Source organism: Microbulbifer maximicatervae (SeqCode), from assembly GCF_052467325.1.
This window is the reverse complement of record NZ_CP174310.1, coordinates 29184-51515: the sequence shown is the minus strand read 5'-3', so window position 1 is coordinate 51515 and position 22332 is coordinate 29184. Positions and strand designations below refer to the sequence as shown.

20 protein-coding genes and 1 tRNA gene are annotated in these 22332 nt (G+C 47.5%); 13 read left to right on the top strand and 8 right to left on the bottom strand.

The window, feature by feature from the left end:
• Positions 1-110 precede the first annotated feature (110 nt).
• Positions 111-2408, bottom strand: a complete 2298-nt coding sequence (locus ACJJIE_RS00475; protein ID WP_444893157.1) for a TonB-dependent receptor — start codon at positions 2406-2408, stop codon at positions 111-113.
• Between the two features lie 590 nt (positions 2409-2998).
• Complete coding sequence (gene ftsH / locus ACJJIE_RS00470) at positions 2999-4972, bottom strand: ATP-dependent zinc metalloprotease FtsH (protein WP_444893156.1); 1974 nt, start codon at positions 4970-4972, stop codon at positions 2999-3001.
• 365 nt (positions 4973-5337) lie between these two features.
• Here ftsH and ACJJIE_RS00465 point away from each other — a divergent pair.
• Positions 5338-5414: transfer RNA gene (locus ACJJIE_RS00465), tRNA-Arg, on the top strand.
• 446 nt (positions 5415-5860) lie between these two features.
• Here ACJJIE_RS00465 and ACJJIE_RS00460 read toward each other — a convergent pair.
• The 4 genes from ACJJIE_RS00460 to ACJJIE_RS00445 form a co-directional block, all read right to left on the bottom strand.
• Positions 5861-6643: a sulfite exporter TauE/SafE family protein gene (locus tag ACJJIE_RS00460; RefSeq protein ID WP_444893155.1), complete on the bottom strand. Its 783-nt coding sequence runs from the start codon at positions 6641-6643 to the stop codon at positions 5861-5863.
• 82 nt (positions 6644-6725) lie between these two features.
• Positions 6726-7238, bottom strand: coding sequence for a flavin reductase family protein (locus ACJJIE_RS00455; protein WP_444893154.1), 513 nt, complete (start codon positions 7236-7238; stop codon positions 6726-6728).
• Positions 7239-7263: 25 nt separating this feature from the next.
• On the bottom strand, positions 7264-8292 hold the full coding sequence (locus ACJJIE_RS00450) for a methionine synthase (protein ID WP_444893153.1): 1029 nt from the start codon (positions 8290-8292) through the stop codon (positions 7264-7266).
• Positions 8293-8320: 28 nt separating this feature from the next.
• Positions 8321-9298 carry a DUF1852 domain-containing protein gene (locus ACJJIE_RS00445; RefSeq protein WP_444893152.1) on the bottom strand — a complete coding sequence of 326 codons (978 nt, stop codon included), beginning with the start codon at positions 9296-9298 and terminating at the stop codon, positions 8321-8323.
• A gap of 152 nt (positions 9299-9450) precedes the next feature.
• Between ACJJIE_RS00445 and ACJJIE_RS00440 the strand changes: the two genes are divergently transcribed.
• A complete protein-coding gene (locus ACJJIE_RS00440) occupies positions 9451-10353 on the top strand; it encodes a LysR family transcriptional regulator (protein ID WP_444893151.1) in 903 nt (300 codons plus the stop codon).
• Positions 10354-10719: 366 nt separating this feature from the next.
• Here ACJJIE_RS00440 and ACJJIE_RS00435 read toward each other — a convergent pair whose 3' ends face one another.
• Positions 10720-11592 carry a LysR family transcriptional regulator gene (locus tag ACJJIE_RS00435; RefSeq protein WP_282933721.1) on the bottom strand — a complete coding sequence of 291 codons (873 nt, stop codon included), beginning with the start codon at positions 11590-11592 and terminating at the stop codon, positions 10720-10722.
• A gap of 138 nt (positions 11593-11730) precedes the next feature.
• On the opposite strand from ACJJIE_RS00435, the gene ACJJIE_RS00430 reads away from it, so the two are divergent.
• Positions 11731-12831, top strand: a complete 1101-nt coding sequence (locus ACJJIE_RS00430) for an alkene reductase (protein ID WP_444893150.1) — start codon at positions 11731-11733, stop codon at positions 12829-12831.
• Between the two features lie 38 nt (positions 12832-12869).
• A complete protein-coding gene (locus ACJJIE_RS00425) occupies positions 12870-13598 on the top strand; it encodes an SDR family oxidoreductase (RefSeq protein WP_444893149.1) in 729 nt (242 codons plus the stop codon).
• Positions 13599-13684: 86 nt separating this feature from the next.
• Here the strand turns inward: ACJJIE_RS00425 and ACJJIE_RS00420 are convergent, their stop codons facing one another.
• Entirely contained in the window at positions 13685-14443 is a 759-nt protein-coding gene (locus ACJJIE_RS00420) for a substrate-binding periplasmic protein (protein WP_282933723.1), read from the bottom strand.
• A 184-nt stretch (positions 14444-14627) separates the two neighbouring features.
• On the opposite strand from ACJJIE_RS00420, the gene ACJJIE_RS00415 reads away from it, so the two are divergent.
• The 9 genes from ACJJIE_RS00415 (at position 14628) to ACJJIE_RS00375 (ending at position 22332) form a co-directional block, all read left to right on the top strand.
• Entirely contained in the window at positions 14628-15050 is a 423-nt protein-coding gene (locus ACJJIE_RS00415; RefSeq protein ID WP_282933724.1) for a nuclear transport factor 2 family protein, read from the top strand.
• Positions 15047-15895: a M90 family metallopeptidase gene (locus tag ACJJIE_RS00410; protein WP_413662861.1), complete on the top strand. Its 849-nt coding sequence runs from the start codon at positions 15047-15049 to the stop codon at positions 15893-15895. Before ACJJIE_RS00415 ends, ACJJIE_RS00410 begins: the two co-directional genes overlap by 4 nt.
• A gap of 102 nt (positions 15896-15997) precedes the next feature.
• Positions 15998-16726, top strand: coding sequence for a thiaminase II/PqqC family protein (locus ACJJIE_RS00405; RefSeq protein WP_444893148.1), 729 nt, complete (start codon positions 15998-16000; stop codon positions 16724-16726).
• 214 nt (positions 16727-16940) lie between these two features.
• Complete coding sequence (locus tag ACJJIE_RS00400) at positions 16941-17438, top strand: hypothetical protein (RefSeq protein WP_444893147.1); 498 nt, start codon at positions 16941-16943, stop codon at positions 17436-17438.
• 21 nt (positions 17439-17459) lie between these two features.
• Positions 17460-18598, top strand: a protein-coding gene (locus tag ACJJIE_RS00395; protein ID WP_282932108.1) for an IS3 family transposase whose coding sequence is annotated in 2 segments (ribosomal slippage) — positions 17460-17709 and positions 17709-18598 — 1140 coding nt in all. Because the reading frame shifts where the segments join, the coding sequence is not laid out codon by codon here.
• 298 nt (positions 18599-18896) lie between these two features.
• A complete protein-coding gene (locus ACJJIE_RS00390; protein WP_444893146.1) occupies positions 18897-19226 on the top strand; it encodes a YceK/YidQ family lipoprotein in 330 nt (109 codons plus the stop codon).
• 477 nt (positions 19227-19703) lie between these two features.
• Positions 19704-20831 carry an acetyltransferase domain-containing protein gene (locus ACJJIE_RS00385; protein WP_444893145.1) on the top strand — a complete coding sequence of 376 codons (1128 nt, stop codon included), beginning with the start codon at positions 19704-19706 and terminating at the stop codon, positions 20829-20831.
• 88 nt (positions 20832-20919) lie between these two features.
• Entirely contained in the window at positions 20920-21393 is a 474-nt protein-coding gene (locus tag ACJJIE_RS00380) for a hypothetical protein (protein ID WP_444893144.1), read from the top strand.
• Positions 21394-21570: 177 nt separating this feature from the next.
• Positions 21571-22332, top strand: a complete 762-nt coding sequence (locus ACJJIE_RS00375) for a hypothetical protein (RefSeq protein ID WP_444893143.1) — start codon at positions 21571-21573, stop codon at positions 22330-22332.

The window sequence follows — 22332 nt, the reverse complement described above, 5'->3', positions numbered from 1 at the left end:
TAAAAAACGGCCAGCCCCATCACAACTTTTAATTGTGAAAAGGAACTGGCCGTTTCGAAGTCTGCTGGCTTAAAAAGTACTTTCTCTAAGCTGCAAGTTCTCAGCCGAGATTAGAGTTCGTAAATAAACTCAACCCCCATAACACGACCTTTATTCAGCGGAGTAAAGCTGGCACCGATACCACCAAGGGTAACTGGTAGCTGCGTGTCATTACCTTCAGTAACTTCATTAAGCATATTTTTGCCGAATACAGAAACTGTATATTGGCCGCTATCCGCAGTATAACCAATACTAAAGTCTACCATTTCCACTTCAGACAGCATGCCTCTGTTGTCATCCGTATACGGTGCTTCATCGCGATGATTGTAGTTAATGCGGGAGGTGATTGTTCCGTAGGAACCCAGAGACAAATCGTGCACTAACCCTATACCATAAGTCCATGGCGCCAGGCGTGGGATCTCGAGACCCAGGTCTTCATCATCCACAAGGCCGTCACCATTCAGGTCACCGAGTACCTTATCGTAATCGCCATCTACATAGCCCACGTTGAAGCTAAGCAGCAGGTTTTCACTGAGCGCAGCCATGGTCTCCAGTTCAGCACCACGAATTGTCGCATCTGCGGTGTTTCGAATGATTTGCGCCACACCGGTCACTGCGTCAGCGAGATTCTCCTCCCGCTGCATATCATCAATAGTGTTGTGGAATACCGCCATATTGGTACGAACACGGCCATCGAGCCAATCTACCTTAGCCCCAATTTCGAAGCTGCTTTGCTCTTCCTGGTCCGTTGCCTGCGGGGTATAAGGCATTCCTGTGGTCGGATCTATACCTGCGTTGCGGAAGTTGTACCCTCCACTGCGGAAACCCTTGGTCCAGAATGTGTAGAGCTGCGTCTCGTCTGAAACAGTCCACTGCAAGCCAACTTTGGGAGTGAAGGCATTCCAGCTTTCGCTATCTTCAAAGTCGTAGGCAGCACAGCCATCCAGTGTGCAGAGGTTCAGGGGAATAGAGGCAATCTTCGCATCTTTCTCCTCACTCGAGTAGCGTCCACCCAGGGTCAACACCCAGGCCTGGTTCAGGTCGATATCAGCCTGGGTAAAGAATCCATAAGTACTGTGATCCTGCACACCACCACCGGTCCAATCGATAATGCCACCATAACCATCGGCTAATAAACGATTTTCCAGGTAGGTTACATCCTGAGAGAACCAATAGGCACCGGCAGTGATGGCTGTGCGACCGAAACGGCCGGCATAGCGCAGCTCATTACTCAACTGGCTCTGATCCACGCTTGAGTCCGCATGGAAACCGACAAAAGGTAGGGAATCAATATCCCCCAAGCCCCGTGCCTCATACTCACGCCAAGCCAAGATATTTGTGATGGTGCCATCACCGAACTCAACATCTTTATTGAACTCAGTAATGATCTGGGACCACTCGTCTTTTTGATAACCCTCTTCGTCCTGGGCCACCTCAAAAGAATCTTCACTATTGTCCCAATCAGGAATACCGTATGCCTCAGCAATCTGGGTTGCGCTGGGATAGGCAATAATACCGTTACCAGTATCAACTACATAAGCTTCGTTACCACGGTTTTGAGCGACAACCCCATCTGAGTCCATACGCCCGTGCTCCATCCGCACAAGCAGTTCTGCCGTTTCATTGAGCTGAACACTAAAGCTTGGGCGAATAAACCAGCTGTCAGAGGCACCGGCATTATCATTGCCGGTGGCAACATTTTCGAACCATCCACGGTCATCGTTGTAGTAAACGGTCAGGCGGCCGTTAACATCGTCAGAGATGGCACCATTAATTGAACCCGCAGTCACCACATCCAGATTATCCGTTGTGGACACCTTGACGCGAGCAGAGAATTCATCAGTTGGGCGCGCTGTTTTAACTACGACAGCGCCACCGGTAACATTACGGCCAAATAGCAGGCCCTGCGGACCACGGAGAACTTCGATACCCTCCAGGTCAAACACATCGGTAACAACACCCGCATTCACACCGAGGTACATACCATCGACAAAGACCCCTACTGTGGGATCAATTGATGGAATAGAGCTATTCACTCCAAGACCGCGCACAGTGAAGTTTGCCGTATTTTTTACAGTACCCACATCCTCCAGCTGGACGTTGGGCATTTTGAAAGAAAGGCTTTGTAAATCCCTGGTTTGCAGAGCCTCCAGTTGGTCACCGGAATAGGCGGTAGCCGCTACCGGAACATCCTGAAGTAATTCTGCGTCTGCACGCTTACGGGCTGTTACCTGCACTTCTTCCATAAGGGTGCCGACTGCTCCCTCTGCGGCATAACTGGGGCTAATACCACTGGCTAACCAAAGAGTTGCTACGGAACAGGCGGAAAGCAGAGCAGAGTGCTGCTTGGGTTTTGACGGACTTCCCATGTTTTCTCTCCATTGTTTTATTTTTTTTATGTACAACAACGGACTTATCGCAATCGGTACTGCCTGGCCCCACCGCTCTACCTCTATAAAGAGGCTCCGACTAAGTGAAGCTCCGATTCAAGACCGCGCTGATAAAGAGGCACAGATTTCGTAGTGAATCTGTGACATGGACAGGTTACAGGCTCACAACCGTGTGTGGAAGTCTATTTACCGTAAATGTCTGTAAAAATAACTCAATTAGTCTGGAAAGTTCTTTCAAATTGAAGAAAAAAATAAAAGGAGCTGGGGAAAATAAAATTTTGCACTATTTAAGGGCGACATCTTTAATGACTTCCTCGACATAGCAAATTGATTATTTTTAAAAAAGCCAATGACAATATGTATCTAAACCGCCAAAAAAATACAAAACTTTTTGTCTACCTTTAAATTTATGCGCTCTCGACGCTTCTAGGCTAGACTGAAAATTCCCACCTGTATTTCAGGTTGCCCGCGATGCAAAACTATAAAACTTAATTAACCTGGTACACTTAAATATATTAAATTTGACCAGCGGGTCTGGCTGGAAAATAAATTTCCACTAACACCAACAGTTATTTCGGCGCAATAGAAGTGTCATCACCACCAGCACCCACATGGGAAAGTATTTCATTTATTTCCGCTGCATCGAGGGTTTCTTTTTCTAAAAGAGCCCCAGCCAATACATCCAATTTCTTGCGATTTTTTGTCAGCAACTGATCTACTTTCATCTCAATTCCGCTGATCAAAGCAATAATTTCGTCATCAATAATCTCTGAGGTGTGTTCGCTGAAGTCCTTCTGCTGGGCCATCTCGCGCCCCAGGAATATATGCTCCTCTCCCCGGCGGAAAGCAACGGGTCCTAATTTTTCACTCATCCCCCAGTGCGTCACCATGTGACGGGCCAGTCGCGTCGCCTGCTTTAAATCTGCCTCTGCACCAGTGCTCACCTCCTTGAATACCACCCGCTCAGCGACCCTCCCTCCAAGCATTACGCCGATACGATCGCGGAGATAACTGACCTGCATACTGTGATGCTCTTCGGTGGGAATCTGCTCGGTAGCGCCGAGACTGTGCCCTCTGGGAATAATAGTCGCCTTCTCCAAGGGGTCTGCATTCGGCAATAGCGTTGCTACCAGCGCATGTCCCGCTTCGTGGTAGGCGATAATCCTCTTGTCCTCTTCACTGATAACCATTTCGCGCTCGCCACCGAGAACCACTTTATCCCTCGCCCTCAATAAACAATCCATATCCACTGCGGACTTATCTTCTCGCCCCGCCAACAGTGCGGCCTCATTAATCAGGTTTTCCAGATCCGCGCCGGCAAAACCTGCGGTCAGGGCCGCGAGCCGCTCCAGATCCACCTTGCCGTGCAATGGGACATCGCGGGAATGAATCTCAAGAATTTCCTTGCGTGCGGCCTTGTCTGGAAGGTCCAGAGTAATTTTTCGGTCAAAGCGCCCTGGTCTTAGCAGCGCCGCATCGAGAACGTCGGGCCTGTTGGTTGCCGCAACCACCACCACCGCTTCCTGGGGATCAAAGCCATCCATCTCACCAAGGATCTGGTTGAGCGTCTGCTCCCGCTCATCGTGTCCACCACCAACACCCGTTCCCCGCGCCCGGCCGACGGAGTCAATCTCATCGATAAAGATAATTGAAGGAGCATCTTTCTTGGCTTCGGCAAACATATCCCGCACACGGGAAGCGCCCACCCCTACAAACATCTCAATAAACTCAGAGCCACTAATACTGAAAAATGGCGCTTCACTTTCACCGGCCAGCGCTTTCGCCATCAGGGTTTTGCCCGTACCGGGAGGCCCCATTAGCAAAATGCCCCGGGGGATCTTCGCTCCAAGCTTGCGATAGTGCTCCGGGCTCTTGAGGTACTCCGCTACTTCTTGCAGATCCTTCTTCGCATTTGCCAACCCGGCCACATCATCGAAAGTCACTTGGGACTCACTGCGCTCAAACCGCTTTGCTGGCGATCGAGCAAAACCGAAGGGACTGCCGGGAGCCCCACTGGCCATCTTTTCCTGCATTCGCCGCCCCATCCAAACCAGAAGCCCAATAATCAGTATCCAGGGCAACAGCAAAATCAACATCCGCTGCATAAAGCCCCCTCCCGGGGACTCCGCCAGAATTTCCACATTTTCCTTTTCCAGCAGGGGAAGCAGCTCGGGGTCCTGAACGGAAGGTAAAATGGTTGTGAAGTGCTCTGACGGTGGGGCCTTTTTTTCCTTCTCGCCAGTGTTTGCCGCCGGCAGCTTGCCCGCCTCCGGCTTAAAAGTGCCACTGACTCTATCCCCCTCGATAACCACGCTGGCAACTTTGCCTGCGGCGACCTCTTTCTTAAAATCACTGTAAGCTAGCTCAGTCCGCTTGCCAGAAAGCTGCCCGTTAGTGCAATACTGCACAGTCAGTATTAAAAGGAAAATCCAGAGGAAGTACTGAAGCCAATTCAGTGGCCCTTGCGGCACTGGCTTTCCCGATAGCGGTGAAGGAGACTCCCCCTGCGGCAGCTTTCGCTCTTGGTCCTGCTCGTCCGCCATATATTCTCACCATATCTCTGGAGAAGCCTGCCGCCGGACGATAGGCCTGACCTGGCAATGGGCAATGGAAAAGGTGCGAATCATCAGAATCCCAGTAGAGTAATGAGTATAGTTCGCCGCCAATCACACCGAGGAATTTAATGCCTCGCCCCTGGATAACTAGCGCAATCGGTACCCAAGGCATATTTTTCAAAGTAAGGCTTGCAAATTGAGGAAAGGCACGGCAGAATTCGCGCCCTGTCGAGACTGGTCGACCGCTCCCAGAGGGGCCCAGAAACTCGATAAGTTGCGGATTTTTAAGGATTTTTTCCAAAAAGAGGTTGACGGCAACGAATCAACTCTCTATAGTTCGCACCCATAACGACGCGCTCGTAGCTCAGCTGGATAGAGTACCTGGCTACGAACCAGGCGGTCGGAGGTTCGAATCCTCCCGAGCGCGCCATACAAAGAAAAGGGCTTACGTCTCACGACGTAAGCCCTTTTTTGTTGTAGAGCAGCTAATGCCAAACTGCTCTTTGCACAATTTATTCTTCGCGGCCTCGCCCCACCCCAGCAACCCCTATTCACTTTAAGCAATCACTAACAGCTTGAATGACCCGACAGGGTTAGGAACAATCTCTTTCATTCGCTCCATACAGCGGATAGATATGCGCACATCAGTTAGCGGGAGCAATTGCACCAGCTGTGCAACCTCCAGATACGTTAATCCATTTTCATTTCACTAGGGTCCTGTGCTCGACCAGAGATTTCGACACACAAAAGAAAGTTAGGAGTTAATACTCCTAACTTGGGCCCGATCGCACCCGGAAGAGGATTGAAGCCCCCTTCGACCTTTGCAGCCGCGCCTACGCCGAGATAGCAATCGATAGACTGCAATTTATTAATACCTCAAAGAAGAAAACTCCCACCCACGCAGAGCAACAGCAGGGCAAACAAACGCTTAAGCAATCGCGGAGATAATTTGTGGGCCAGACGCGCTCCAAAACGGGCGAAGAACATGCTGGTGATAGCGATACCGACCATGGCTGGAAGGTAGATAAAACCAAAACTCCACTGCGGCAGTTCAGGTTGCTTCCAACCAATAACCATAAAACTCAGAGCGCCAACGGCAGCAATCGGCAAACCACAGGCTGAGGAAGTTGCCACTGCCTGCTGCATCGGCACGCTGCGCCAGGTTAGAAAGGGTACCGTCAGTGTGCCGCCACCGATGCCAAAGATGGCTGAGGCCCAGCCTGTTACCCCGCCGGCTGCTGTCAGCCCCAGCTTGCCGGGAACAGCGCGGCTGGCCTTGGGCTTGAGTTCCAGTCCCATTTGAATGGCAATGGTGATAGCAAATACACCAATGATCTTTTGCAGTACCGGCCCCTGGATAGCTGCCGCAGTGAACGAACCGAGACTTGCACCGAGAAGAATACCCAGGCTCATCCAGGCAAAAGTCGGCCATAGCACCGCGCCTTTGCGCTGATGCTCCAAAACCGAGTTAATCGAAGTAAAGACAATAGTCGCTAGCGAAGTACCTACAGCCAGGTGGGTCAGCACATGCGGATCGATCCCCTGTGCAGTAAAGCTGAATACCAGGACAGGTACGATGATGATGCCACCACCGACGCCAAACAAACCGGCCAACACCCCGGCCACAGCCCCTAGCAGCAGGTAGAGTAGAAATTCCATAAATTCCTCGAATTAATTCATGCGGGTTTCTTCAGGGAGCAGGTGATGGAGCTACAAGCCCGCAACCCATTGCTCCAGTGATTTACCCGGCTGGGGATACCGCAGTAAGGTTGCGATATTGGCCTTTGAAATACAGAAGTGGCTGCCTTGCAGCAGCTTTTTGTAGGTTTAACGCTTTCACCTCGCCAATCACAATCAGGTGATCTCCGGCGGTGTGTTCAGCATGAATTTCGCAGTCAAGCCAATGCAGGCTGCCGGCGATAATGGGGTTCCCCAGCGGCGATTCCTGCCATTCAACCTCGCTCCATTTATCTGCGCCTTGACGAGCAAATTGGTTGGAAATCTTGACCTGATCATCCGACAGGATATTGACTGAAAATCGACCTGCCTGGCGAATTTTGGGGTAGCTGTACGAACTCGACATAACGCTGAATGACACTAATGGCGGGCTCGTCGATACGCTATAAAACGACTGGCAGGTGAAGCCTATCGGCTCACCCTCACAGTGCGATGCGATCACCGTAATACCGGAGGCGTAATGCCCCAGTGCTTCGCGAAAGCGCAACGGTTCTATGGCTGTACTGGAAAGTGACATGGGAGCACCTGAATATTGGGGACAGCTAAACCGAGAGCTCTCTTCGAACAATTTCTGCACCTGCACTTAACGCATTGAGCTTACCGTTCGCAACCTTACGGGATAGAGGCGCCATACCACAGTTCGTACAGGGATAGAGATCCTTAGCATCCACATACTTGAGTGCTTTTCGCAAGGTATCGGCGACTTCCTCCGGTGTTTCAATCGTGTTGCTTGCCACATCAATAGCGCCCACCATCACTTTTTTACCACGAATAAGCTCAAGGAGATCCATTGGAACATGGGAGTTGTGGCACTCGAGCGAAATCAGATCGATATTGGATTTTTGCAGTTTTGGAAACGCTTCTTCATATTGCCTCCACTCTGACCCCAGAGTTTTCTTCCAGTCTGTATTGGCTTTGATACCGTAGCCATAGCAAATATGTACGGCAGTTTGGCACTTCAGCCCCTCGATGGCTTTTTCTAAAGTGGCAATCCCCCAGTCATTCACCTCATCAAAAAACACATTAAATGCGGGCTCATCAAATTGAATAATATCAACACCAGCAGCCTCTAGCTCACGAGCTTCCTGGTTGAGAATTTTGGCAAATTCCCAAGCGAGCTTTTCGCGGCTTTTGTAGTGGCTATCGTAGAGAGTATCAATCATTGTCATGGGGCCAGGTAATGCCCACTTGATAGCTTGACTGGTTTGCTTGCGTAAAAACTTAGCATCTTGAACAAATACTGGTTGTTGCCTAGATACTTCGCCAACAACTGTCGGCACGCTCGCTTCATAGCGATTGCGGATTTTAACGGTTTCCCGTTTCTCAAAATCAACGCCGTTGAGGTGCTCGATAAATGTAGTCACAAAATGCTGGCGGGTTTGCTCCCCGTCACTAACGATATCGATACCGGCTTGTTGTTGCTCTTGTAATGTCAGGCGCAAGGCATCCTGCTTACCCTCATGCAATTGATCGCCCTGTAATTTCCAGGGAGACCAAAGTTTTTCGGACTCTGCGAGCCAGGATGGTTTAGGCAAGCTTCCAGCGCTTGAAGTTGGCAATAGGCGATTCATGAAAAATAATCTTATCTATATTTGTTAATTAAAGCGCGTAATTAGCGGCCCACTGATCAAGGATACTTCTGTATGGCTTGATAAATTGTTCTTCAGTAAATTTCCCTTGCTTTATAGCCAGCTGGCTACGCTCTTCCCGGTCATAAACAATTTTAGTGAGTGAATAATCCTGGTGCTTCAAACTGGGCTGATAGCAGGTCCCCGCTACAGAATTTGCATTGTATATTTCAGGCCGATATATTTTTTGGAAGGTCTCCATCGTGCTGATAGTGCCGATAAGCTCAAGATTCGTATAATCACCAAGCAAATCACCTTGGAAGTAAAAAGCCAAAGGGGCAACACTATCCGGCGGCATAAAATAGCGAACCTGCAAACCCATTTTCTCGAAATACTCGTCAGTTAAAGAGTATTCGTCCTGCCGATACTCAACACCCAGTACGGGGTGCTGGTTTTCAGTTCGATGATAAGTTTTACTGCTCGATACACTCAGACAAATAACAGGGGGCTTGCTGAAGTTATCCTTGTAGGCACTTGAATTCAGGAACGATTGAAAGATTTTCCCGTGAAGATCACCATAACCTTCAGGAAGGCTAAACTTGTCTTGCTTCTTGTTATGCTCCAACAACAACACGCTGAAATCATAATCCCGCACATATGAAGAAAAGTTGTTTCCTACTATGCCCTCAATCCGTTGATTGTTTTTATGATCAACAATATTCGTCTTCAATACTTCAATGGTAGGAAAGGCTTCTCCGTTGCCTTCAATATCAATATCAACGGAAATAATATCCAGCTCTACGGAGTAACGATCTGCACTAGGGTTGTCCCAATGCGCCAGGGCATTGAAACGACGATCAATCATTCTCAAGGTATTGAGCAAATTGTCCCGACGGCTCTCCCCTCTCGCCAAGTTCGCAAAATTGGTGGTGATCCGCGTGCTATCCGCTGGACGATAGTTTTCATCAAAACGTAAGCTCTTGATGGTGAATGCAAACTCTTTATTCATTGCGGCCTGGTATCCTGATTCCTAAGGCAAAAACTGAGTTCTTTGCTTGGTGATTGACATTGCCAGGCAGGATAAGCCTCTTTATAAATGAACAAAAATGGTATATTTTCAACTATCCATTAATTTTACTCATGGTTTTCTCGGGTACAGCTATGCTAGAGCGCACGCACTTAACAATAATCCAGGCCGTAGACCATCACGGTTCGCTAACCGCTGCGGCCAAGCACCTCTGCCTAACCCAGTCGGCGCTGAGTCACACGGTACGCAAGCTGGAACAAAACCTCGGGGCCCCTATCTGGTTGCGTGAGGGCCGCAGCTTGCGCTTGACCCAGACCGGTGAGTATCTGCTTGGATTGGCCAATCGAGTCCTGCCACAACTGGAACACGCTGAGAGCAAGCTAAAGCAAATGGCTCAAGGTGAGCGCGGTACCCTGCGTATCGGTATGGAATGCCACCCCTGCTATCAGTGGTTACTGAAAGTCGTGTCGCCATTTCTGGAAGATTGGCCGGACGTGGATGTGGATGTTAAGCAGAAATTTCAGTTCGGAGGTCTCGGCGCTTTACTGGGTTACGAAATCGACCTGCTAGTTACCCCTGACCCTTTCTATAAAGCCGGACTGCGCTTCGATCCCGTATTTGACTACGAGCAGGTGCTGGTAGTCCCTCGAGATCACCCTATGGCAAAGCGAAAGTACCTGACAGCAGAAGACCTACGGGATCAGGTGCTGTTAACTTACCCCGTGCCGCCGGACCGCCTGGATATCTATACCCAGTTTCTCAACCCTGCGGGCGTGGTGCCACTGCGCCACAAGACCAGTGAAACTACCGATATCATGCTACAGATGGTGGCCAGCGGCCGCGGGGTCGCGGCCCTGCCACGCTGGCTTGCAGAGGAGTACTCTACCAAGCTGGCCCTATCGGTGGTGCGCCTCGGGCGACAAGGTATTGCCAAGCAGATTTTCTTAGGAACTCGTGAAGACGACAGTGAAGTTGAATACCTGAGCGCTTTTATCAAACTGGCCAGAGGTTATGAACACTCAGAAACTAAAGCCTAATGCTGGTGAGATTTACCGTTTACTCAGGTAGCAGTTTGAACAGTCACCATAGAGTGAGAAATATTTACGAAGTACGGACCTTCCCACTAAACGCAAACACGCCCGCACAGAAAAACTTGCCAACCCTAAGTAATCCATTTGCGCTTTTCACTGCTAGCGGCGCGCCCTGGCAGTGACAAATACAGCGAGCTACGCCACTGAAATTTACTAAACAATAAATTTCAATTTGCTGGCAACGGGCCAGGCAATTGGAGGTTCGAACTTTCCCGGGCAATCCACATAAGAAGGCCTTATATCACAGGAAATAGTCTCTTCTATTTTTCTGGAGCCCTATCCAAGCCCGAATGGAGCCAGTTCAAAACTGGTTTAAGATTGAACTGGAAAGGGGTTTTCAAATAAAGCTCGCTTTTCTTCCAATCTTTCCCGCAGGAATTCTTTTAACTTATTTGCTCTCACTATATGCCGTGAGTCAGTACGACTTAATAACCACAAAGCCCAAGAGGAGGGAGTTTGACGTAGGGGAAGCTGAATCACCGAAGGGTGCCCTATCGCATTGACAAACCAGCAGGGCATTCGAGCCACCCCAAATCCATTTTTTACCGCTAGAAACATGGCATGCAGGTCATCCACTCTTAATCCCGCACTGCACTTGGGAAGATCATCACACCACCTTGGCAACTGCTCTTCCGCCGACCAAAGTACTGCTTTAACTTTGTTGCTGATGACCAGTGAACGATGAGCGTAAACTCCCATTTCCAGCTGGGCAAACTGAATACCAGTAAGAAGGTCAGGTGGCTCAGGCGTAAATCTTAGAGCGACGTCTGCCTCGATATTTGCCAGGTCCTTCAAGCTACTGGAAGCCAAAACCCTCAGGGATATGTCTGGATGATCAGCCTGGAACTGGCACAGATCCTCTAACAGTAACTGGTTGAGTAAATCATGGGGTAACGTAAGAACAAGGGGACCTGCCATGCGGCTATCCGCCCCACTGATCCGCTCTTCCAGCATTAAGTTTTGAACCTCCAATTTCTCGGCTATCGGCAAAATTGCCTCTGCCGCCTCTGTAAGGGCATAGCCCCTCGGCGTGCGATGAAATAAAAGCACACCATGAGACTGCTCCAGAGATTGAATACGCCGGGAAACCGTAGCGTGATTAACATCTAGCACCTTGGCAGCCGCAGACACCGTGCCATTGCGCGCAAGTGCAAGGAAGTAGCGGATGTCATCCCAATTAGTCATTTTGCCTCTTCTCTCGTCCACTCTTTCTTATTTCTGTGCATATTTGCACAAAGGCTGTTAAGAATCGATTATTTATTATCAGGCTTGAGCTGGATAACCTCTGCGCTGTACCAATTACAACACGGCGAGGAGATTCCCATGCCCGACCTGTTTACCCCTTTATCCTTGGGTGATTACACCCTTAAAAACCGAGTAGTCATGGCTCCACTGAGCCGCAGCCGCGCCAACAGTAATGGCGTCCCCCAACCCATATCTGCTCAGTATTATCGGCAGAGAGCGAGTGCGGGGCTGATCATCGCTGAGGCTACAGCAACATCCCCAACTGGACGCGGCTGGATCAACGGGCCCGGTATCTACACTCGAGAACAAATAGCAGGCTGGCAGCAAATCAGTGAAGAAGTCCACAGAGATGAAGGAGTTATCTTTGTACAGCTATGGCATATGGGTGCCGCTGTGCACCCAGATTTTCTTGGCGGGAACAAACCGGTTTCAGCCTCACAGATTACCCTTGAAGGCACACTTCCGACTCCCATTGGACGCGACCGCCCTTTCAAGCAAGCGCGTTCCCTCAGCAAAACAGAAATTCGAAAAATAATTGCTGAATTTGCCCAGGCAGCAAAGAACGCCATTGCTGCTGGGCTCGACGGCATCGAACTACATGCAGCAAACAGCTTCCTGATCGATCAATTCACGCGAGATGGCAGCAATCTGCGTACTGATGAATACGGTGGATCTATCGACAATCGCCTACGGTTTCTTAGCGAAGTTACTGACGCTGTTTGCGATGCTATCGGAAGTGGCAAGGTCGGTATTCGGCTATCTCCGAGCAATGAGATCTGGCAAGTGAAAGACAGCCAGTACCGGGACACCTACGCGCGAGCAGTAGAGCTACTTAATCCTCTCGACCTAGCCTATCTGCACTTACTCGAACCTCGTCCTGACTCAGGTCATGATATTCAAACTATCGATTACCAAACCCCAGATCTACGTCAGATATATAACGGCATACTAATTTCAAACGGAGGTCACAGTGCCGCCTCAGCCAAGCAAATGATTCTCAATGGTGGTTCTGATGCTGTTTCTTTCGGAAAACCCTTTATCGCCAACCCGGATCTGGTTGAGCGATTTCGCCATGGCTGGCCACTCAACATCGGGAACAGATCCACTTACTACACCAATGGCCCTGAAGGCTATATCGACTATCCCACATTCACTGCGGAAGCCTCCTCACCAGTATAAACCGCAAGAAAAAAGAATTTCACATTAGGAGTTTTACTATGTTCCAGAAAAAAAATGCCCTTATAGTTACCGGTGCAAGTCGTGGGCTGGGAGTGGATATCGCTGCAGAGGCTTCCCGACAAGGCTTCCCCGTTGCCCTATTGGCCCGCAATTCACAGGACCTTCAGAAAGTTTCCGAGCAATTTGACGATCCCTCAAGAGTGCTAGCTTTGCAAGTTGATATCACTAACCCCAAAGCCACAAAAGAAGCAATCGCAGCTATTCGCAGCAAATTCGGTGGCATCTCTGCATTGGTAAATAATGCCGGAACCTGGACAGGTGGAGATACAGTAACCAATATCAGCGAGCAGGACTTCGACCGATCGATTACCCTAAATTTTAAAACCGCTTTTCATATCACCCAAGAAATTCTCTCGATATGGAAGCTAGATGGACAGCCACCCTTAGCCATTATGAATATTGGCGCTTCAGCTTCGGTAGATAGCTTTGCTCATGTTTTCTCCTTCGCTGCTGCCAAGGGAGCTCTACGAATGATGTCCCAGTCCCTGGCTGCAGAACTTGGGGCAAAGGGAGTACATGTATCTCACTTATTAATTGAAGGTATCCTTGATAATACTCGAAGTCGTAATTTTCCGGGGAATGAAGACCTGGGAAATGAGCACTTTATCGATCAAGCGGCCTTATCCAGACAAATCCTTCATGTACTTCAGCAGGAAAAATCCTGCTGGACCTTTGAGTGGAATGTAAAGCCAAGCGTGGCAACCTGACACTGAACTCTTCAAGTAAAAAAGAGCCGAGGGAAACTCGGCTCTCCTAATGCAATACAGTCTTATCGGTAATCAGTAACAGGGGGTCATTTACAAATATCCTGCTTCTGCACCACATCGTATTTCTGCAGTAGGGCTTTGTAGCGGCCACTGCTGCACAGCTCTGCCAGCCCGCGATTAAAGTCATCCCGCACTTTTTCATCGCGGAAACCGACTCGAAAGTCTGTCATCATCGGGAATATCTGGAATAGGTCAACCTGAGCCATGGTATGGCCCATTTTATTGCTATAGTACTTAAATAGCTCCATATCCACCACGGCGACCGCATCTGGCATTTTCCAGAAATGGGCAACCAAGTCACGAGCCGTTGGCGCCTGCATAACATTTTGTTTCTGGGTGCCATTAGGCCCAAACATTTTTTCAAATTCGGGCCCAAGATCCATAGGAGCTCCCTGCCAAGTGATCACTTTCTTACCCGCGAGATCTGCAATACTGCCAATCTTCATTTCTGCGCTGGCTTTAGCAATAGCGTAATTGGCGAAGCTGATCATATTGTTCGAGTAAAATAGGCCATCACTCTTCTTGAGTACATTCACCGCTGCCTGAACCATACCCTGCTCAAGTGCCGGGGCCGTCTCCGCAAACCCCATCTGTACGAACTCCAACTTATAGCCAGGGAGAGCTTGCCGAACGATATCTATTTCCAAACCACTGGTCGCACCGTCAATCACATAGGGCGGTGCATCCCCTGCGATCGCTACTTTTAACGGGGTTTCACCGGACTGGGCCAGCACCTGGGTGCAGACTCCAAACATCAAGACAAGAAAGGCCAATATCGAACGCATAAGCTACTCCACAGTGACAGGAAAATCACCCAGACGCTCTAAGTGTTGGCAGACATCCCCCATTTATCAAGCTTCGCTTCCGGATTACTGTATCCATCCGAAACCTTGAATTCGGCAGTAAACTCCCCATTCTAAAATCAGGCAAATAGTAATTTGTCGCAACTGGGGCATACCGGGTAAAACAGTGATACATGAGATTGCCGATATTCTGATTGAGAATGAAACAAAGCTGCATCAGTTCGAGATGCGCAAAGACCCTGAAGTCATTAGCAAGCTACTAAGCCCTGATTTTATAGAGGTAGGGAAATCCGGGCGGACCTTTGATTTCAAGGCAATAGTGCGATCAATGCAACAGGAGGAAAATACGGGCTGGGAAATTCACAGCCAAAACTATGAATGCATTCCTCTCTCTGACACAGTCATTATGCTGTTGTATAAATCTGCACGGCAAGGCCAGCAAGGGGAGTACAAGGGGTTTTGTAAGCGATCATCTATTTGGGTTAGAAGTAAAGGGCAGTGGCAAATGAAATTTCACCAGGGGACTCCCTGCCAAGAATTTAAGCTGGAAGATAATATCTCACGCAAACAACCGGCGTTTAAGCTGTGAGTGCTTTTATCGCAATTATCCTGCTGGCCCTGGCGATATGGCTGGTTCCCCACTTCTACCGACAGTGGCGCATTTTTTACCTGCGCTCACAACCCTTAACACGGGAACAGCTACAACTCATTAGAGAAAACCTTCCTCTCTATCACTACCTTAACTCCAATCAACAGCAAGAGTTATGCAGTAATATCGCCCTATTTCTCCACGGCAAAGAGTTTGTCGGTTGCGAGGGGCTTCAGGTCAATGAACGCATGAAGGTGGCCATCGCTGCCCATGCCTGCCTACTCCTATTGGGCCGCAAGAATGAATGCTACCCCAACCTTTACAGCCTGTTGCTCTACCCGGACACCTATGTCGCTCACGAAACCCGCCGGGAAGGCTATATAGAAACAGCCAGGCACAGTGCCCGTGAAGGGGAGGCTCATTATCGTGGACCCGTAGTCCTCTCCTGGGGTGACCTGGAGAAAGATTTACAATCGCCTGAACGGGGCCACAATGTCGCCCTGCACGAGTTCGCCCACAAAGTCGATGAAGAGGATGGTTACTTTGATGGCCGCCCTCTATTTGAAAGCAGTGATGAAGGGGCCACCTGGGCTGAGGTTATGAGCCGGGAATTCCACCGCTTGAGACAAAGAGCTGAATTCGGTGAGTTTCCTGGTGATACACCCTCTGTGCTCGATTTATACGGCGCCCAGTCTCCCGCTGAGTTCTTTGCTGTAGCAACAGAAAGTTTCTATACGATCCCAACGGCTATGCACGCCTTACACCCGGAGCTCTATAAAGAGTTAAGTCATTTCTATCGAATTGATCCCGCCGAATTAATACGCGGAAAAAGTACTGTGGCCTGACAAATACGCTACCAGTCCAGTTTCTGTCTTCCTGCTATGCTTATTTCGTGCACCAGCGGAGTTGGAATAGTGGCCAATACGCATTGTTTAAGATTCGCTCTTGTGGGACTGGTTGTTCTTTTGGCCATGACTCAACCGGCCACAGCAGATATCGCCACAAACCAACAGGATGCAAAAGCTCTGATAGAGCGCCTTGAAAAACTGTATCTCAAGGGCCCTACTCCTGTCTTTGTTCTACAGCTGGAAAAAAATACTCTACCGGACGCTAAGTTACAGGCTTTTGCAATGGAGCAACGCCTTATTAACTTATCGGACTTGAGAAGTAATGCACTATCTCTGCATCGTTTTGGAGGCTTACCGGGACATAGTACGAGAGCATTTTTTACTCGAATTACGACAGCAGAAATTCAAGCTAATACCCTGTTACCTAACCTAATTCAAGCATTGGGCATCTCACCCGAGCAGATCGCCCAATACCAACCACTCGCAGGTGCCCAAGCCTATCCAGCCTATACTACCTGGCTAGCCAACTACGCTACACCCGCCGAAATTGCCGCTGCCCTGTTAATCAACTTTCAGAGTTTTGGCAAAAATGCTGAGCGCGTTGCAAAAGCTCTCAAACAAAATAAGCGCTTTACCAATGAACAGCTCAGTTTCTTAATGACTTTTAGCCAACTTCCAGAAGGGTTCAGGGAACAGGCTATCGATATAATTGCAAGAGGACTAGCTTCAGGTGTTCGAGAAAATGATATTGCAATTCGCGTGCGGTTAATCCAAGCCTATGAGCGGGATTTTTGGCGGGCATTTGAGGCAAAAATAAATACCAACTAGCTTTCTTTATCTCATCTTACTTCTAAAGCTAACATACATCCCTCTGCACAACAAAGAATGTGAGAATAAATCGTTTACCAGTTGTAAGGCTCCGAGTATTAGTTCTCTGACACCTAAAGAGCGGTGTATTATTATCAGTAAAGCTCTTATATTGAACTATCAGTTGCTGCTTGCGAAATCTCAATAAAACCAGGTCAAATTTCACTGGAGAAGAATGATAGTTAATACTGAAAACCACTTTGAGGCGGGAAATAGGGCAATGTCATCTGTACTGTTGCTTTACTACTACATGATTGATGAAGGTGGGTTCGCCAACGGACAAACTGCTTATATCAACTATGATGATTTTAATGGGTACGAATACATTAAAGTCAAATTAATCGAGGAAAAGGGGGAGAGTCTTGGCACTAATGAAAAACTATTACAACAGGGCGCTACCATCTGGATTTTATGTATTCTTCATAATCACTTCACCGAGGACGATGCTTACCGCCCTTCACGAGACAATAGATTGATAAGGCTACTTGAGGAGTACGGCACTCAGCATATACCAGAAATATATGACTACCTTAACTGTATACTGCCACCTACAACCCCGTTTGACTTCCAAATTTATTCAGATGTCCTAACCACGATTTATGAAAAGTATGTCAAGGGATTCTTTATAGACTGTAGTGGTCTAATCCTTCCGGACACTTCGTTAAGATGGTAAAACTACCTAGCGAGGTGAAGTATGACAACAAAAGGTACACGCCGGAAATTCAAGCCGGAGTTCAAGAAAGACGCCGTAGCTCTTGTCTCAGAACAAGGGTATTCGATTTCCAAGGCCGCAGAGGCTGTAGGAACCACTGCTAACAATCTGCGACGCTGGATAAAGGAGCTGGAGCAGGAAGAGAGCGGAGTAAGGTTGGATTCGGGCGAACGAGCTGAACTGGATCAACTGCGACGTGAAGTAAAGCAATTGCGGATGGAGAAGGAAATCCTAAAAAAGGCCAGCGCCTTCTTTGCGAAAGAAATGAAATAAAGTACGAATTTATTAAAAAGCAGCAAGGTAGCTTTCCAGTTAGAGTGCTCTGCCGAGTAATGCAAGTAAATAAGAGCAGCTATTACGAATGGTGTCGTCGTAGTGATAGCCCAATAGATGGCCAGATTTGGCAACTATGCCATCGATTGAAGGCCTTATTTGCAGAATCTCGTGAGAGTCTCGGAAGCCGTCGGTTAATGAAGCTGTTGCGCAAAGAAGGCTTTGAAATTGGGCGTTATCGAGTCCGCAAACTCATGAAAAAGCTCGGCTTGGTAGTAAAACAGAAGAAGCGATTTACACTAACCACAAATAGCAAGCACCAACTGCCAGTTGCTGAGAATCTTCTAAATAGGGATTTCTCACCGAGTGCTAAAAATCAAGTTTGGACTACGGATATTACCTATATCTGGACTTTGCAGGGTTGGTTATACCTAGCAGTGGTAATTGATCTTTATTCACGCCGGATTGTTGGCTGGCACTTAGACCGCCAGATGGAGACGGCCCTGGCAAGTCGTGCACTGGTTATGGCTATCAATTTGCGCACCCCAACAAAAGGTCTGCTGCATCACTCTGATCGAGGTAGCCAGTATGCCAGTCATAGCTACCAAGCGCTACTAAAGCAGCATGGAATGGTGTGCTCAATGAGCCGCAAGGGAAATTGTTGGGACAATGCACCTACTGAGCGTTTTTTTAGTAGCCTGAAGCGGGAATGGTTAACAGGAAACCTCTATCCGACAAGGGAGGGTGCGATAACAGACGTGAGGGCCTATATTGCGTATTACAATTCACGCAGGATACATACAACACTGGGGGACGTAACCCCTATCGAATTTGAAAAATGTGCTTAGGAAAGTGTCCGGTTGGAGTTGACCACAACAGACCATATTTCTCATACTTAAATCACACTGACAAGGCAGCTTTCCTTGTAATTCATCCAGACAGATCAATTAACCAAAAAAAATGGAATACCAACCTAGGATAAAGTAGAACGATTGTTTCAAGATTAAAATACAATAATGCCAAGGTGTTACAAACCTCACATTGTAATTGGACACTGATGCTACTTTAGCACGTATAAAATATGGAACTGATTTAAAAAATGCTACTCTATAGTCCGCAACAGATCACATCAGCAAGGATTAGTTTGTGAAGCGTATAATTTCTTTAGCATCAGCCTCGATCATTTGTGCCTCATGCGCAACAGTAAAAACCGTTAACCCAAAAGAGAACCAAGTAGATATCGCTCATAGAGGCCAAAAGAGCTACTGTAAAAGCATTCCAAGAGTATATAGCGGTACCTCCTACTCCTTTTGTCTAATGAATAGCGAGCCCAGCCAGACTGTAAACACTGGATCAACACTCAACCATGTTCCGCTAGAAGCTATAGATGCGGTCTTTTCTGTGGCAGCAGATACGATTGTTTTACCTTATACGGTAATGACCCAAGCAAAGCATGGCAATATCAAAGTAAACTGATAATACTCAATGCAACCTTAAGGTTTCGGGGTTACTAACTATTACTATCCTAAGAGTAACTCTAGCTAAAAAACAGGAGTATCTCTTTTACTTACCGAAAAACCTTTACACTGATAATAGGCCGAGATCATATATTCCAACTCATCATTAAATGTCTGATCCGGCCTCTAGCAAGCTAAAAGATAATAATATCGACTATCTTATGGCAGAGATAAGTTTGAATAGTTAAAGATTAACCTACTTGCACCATCGTTCTTCCATTACTATGCCAGACGACTAAAAATCAATTGGTTACCTAAAGAATATATGTACAATATCGAAGGAAGCCAGCTCCCTCTTATCCTTAAATGCAAATGGATAACGATAGAGATAGATTACAAATCCCCTTGATCACCTTTCGGCTGACCAAATTTCAAGGCAGCAAAACCTCATTGAGGATCCAACACTATAAAGTTCACTAACTTTGGAGATAACAAATTGCGATATCCAGCAATAGACATCACTAGAGGTATATTAGTAATTATTATGGCCCTCGATCATACTCGAGATTATTGGACTTCAACCCAGTTTGACCCATTGGACCTATCCCAATCCTCCATCGCTTTGTTTTTAACTCGCTGGATCACGCACATATGTGCCCCTGGATTTATATTTCTTACAGGATTGAGTGCCTACTTTCACGGTAAAAAACTTAACTCCAAGCCGGAGTTGGCAAAATTCTTAATACTTCGAGGGTTAGTACTAGTTATCCTCGAACTAACCTTGGTAAACCTCTCTTGGCAGTTTGCTTATAATTACGCTTTTGTACAGGTAATCTGGGCCCTGGGCGTATCCATGATCATACTGGCGGGCTTAATCTATTTGCCAATGATATGGACCACCATCCCTTGCCTGGCCGTAATATCCTTACATGGATACCTGAATGATGACTTCATGCGCCAGCTATTAGGTGGCTATGAATGGCTTTGGATTCTTGCGCATGTACGCGCTAGTTTTAGACTTTTCGAGTTCAACACCGGGATTTTTGCTGCTTACAATATTATTCCCCTCTTTGCTCTAATGTACCTTGGTTATGTATTTGGGCCTCTTTACGAGATGGCAAATAAGCAAAGAGTGCGTCTACTAATAACAACAGCAACTGCGCTATCGATTATATTTATTGCGGTTAGACTAATAGGCTTTGGCGACCCCAATGATTGGAATTCACAGCAGGGGCTTCTGGGCTTTATCAACACCGCCAAATACCCAATGTCGTTCAACTATATCCTTATGACAATGAGTATAGTTTTCTTGATCATGGCTATCGTTGAAAATCGGCAAAACCGAATACTGGATGTATTGCTCCTCTTTGGGCAGGCCTCATTGTTCTTCTATTTACTCCATGTCCCAGTGATCAATCTGTCCGCACACCTATGGAGCTACTTAGAGTTTGGAGTAGCAACCAATTTCTTTAACGGCTCCAAAGTATGGCCCGAGGGCTACACACCTAATTTACTGAGAACCTATGCCTACTGGATTGCTCTGATTGCGATACTTTACTATCCCTGCAAGAAATATCTTCAAAAGAAAAAAGAAAGTGGATCGGTGATATACTCCTACGTATAACTCTCGACACAACTTTATTTCGCATATTGAAAATTCTGTTCTGGGGTGAGCAAAGCCCCAGAGTTGCCTCCCAATCAGGACGATATAGATGTTGCAAAAAATAGACCATTGGATTGATCAAACACTGATAGACTTCAAAGAAGAGAGACAATCTTGCGCGAGGTTCACAGAGAAATTTTCAGGGTATTATACGGAAGAATTTCTTAGCAAAAGCTACTTTGTAGTGGTTGATAATATTCCGAAACCTAGGTTTCCCGAGCTCTATCAGGCTGGTCTGGGTGACTTTGTCGACATGGAAGTAGCCGGTATCACTTATAAAGATACCTACTTTGTCAAAACACCTTTTGCTGCAGACGTTTCCCTCCATTTCCATGAGTTAGTTCATGTCCACCAATGGTCTCTCTTGGGGGCAGAGTCATTTATCAAACGTTATATCAGTGAAATTCATACCTACGGCTACAACGGTGCTCCTCTGGAAAAAATGGCCTACAGCCTGCAAGATAGATTTATGGATAACTGCGCTCCAACGGATGTTTTAAGTTACGTTCAGAATCATTTGTAAGCACCCAAGGATCATTGGGTTTCATCTATAAAAGGTTACCCTCTGCATAAGTGAAGGTGACCTTTGTATTACCAACCAAAATTGATCTTATTGACAGGCTAAACATTTCTACTAAAGCCTGATCATCAAGACACAAACTATAATTTATTGAGTTTTATAGTTTGCAAGCTCCACACCATGCTACAAGCAACCCGACTCTTCCTGATCTTTGCTGCCCTATCCACCTTAAATCTGGCATCAGCAACAACATGTACGCCCATATTCAATCATCAAGATGACAAAGTGGCCAAGAACAATCGCTGCACTAAAATCAGCTTTCAACCAAGCAATACGGAAGGATCCGCTGTTATTATTATGGATAGCGATACCAAAGGCTCCTGCGCTTATACATCTGCGGTTCAGTGCGGGAATACCGAGATTAGAATGAAAGATATTTCTGCAATTGACTTTAAGGTTGACGTGCCCCCAGGTAAGTGCGGTGCTAAAGAGTGGATTGCCGTTTATATGTTTCCCTGGTGTGGACAACCCGGTGGATGTTGGGCCGGGGGGCAGCGGGAAGTCGATTTTGTAGAAACAACAGGCTCCAATGGTCCGGGAGGTTTCGCTTCCAATTGGGGAGGGCTTTCCAAACAGGCGGCGTGGACAAGCCAAACAGGTCCCTTACAGGTGAAGAGTGGTGCCCAACAGCATATAACTTTTACATCCAGGAAAATCATATCGGGTGAAGCTAGTGGAACCTATCGATGGGATATAAGAGTGTGTGAAGCATCTGCGTCTAAGTGCGATGATTCAAATCAGCTTTGGCATGCCTACCGGGAAAAGGGGCCTGTAATTTTTGATGAATCCATGATGATCGTGATCGACAACTGGGGCGTCAACAATCCACCCCAGCCAGGTTGCACGTTAAAAATAACGGATATGCTAATCACCAAATATTAG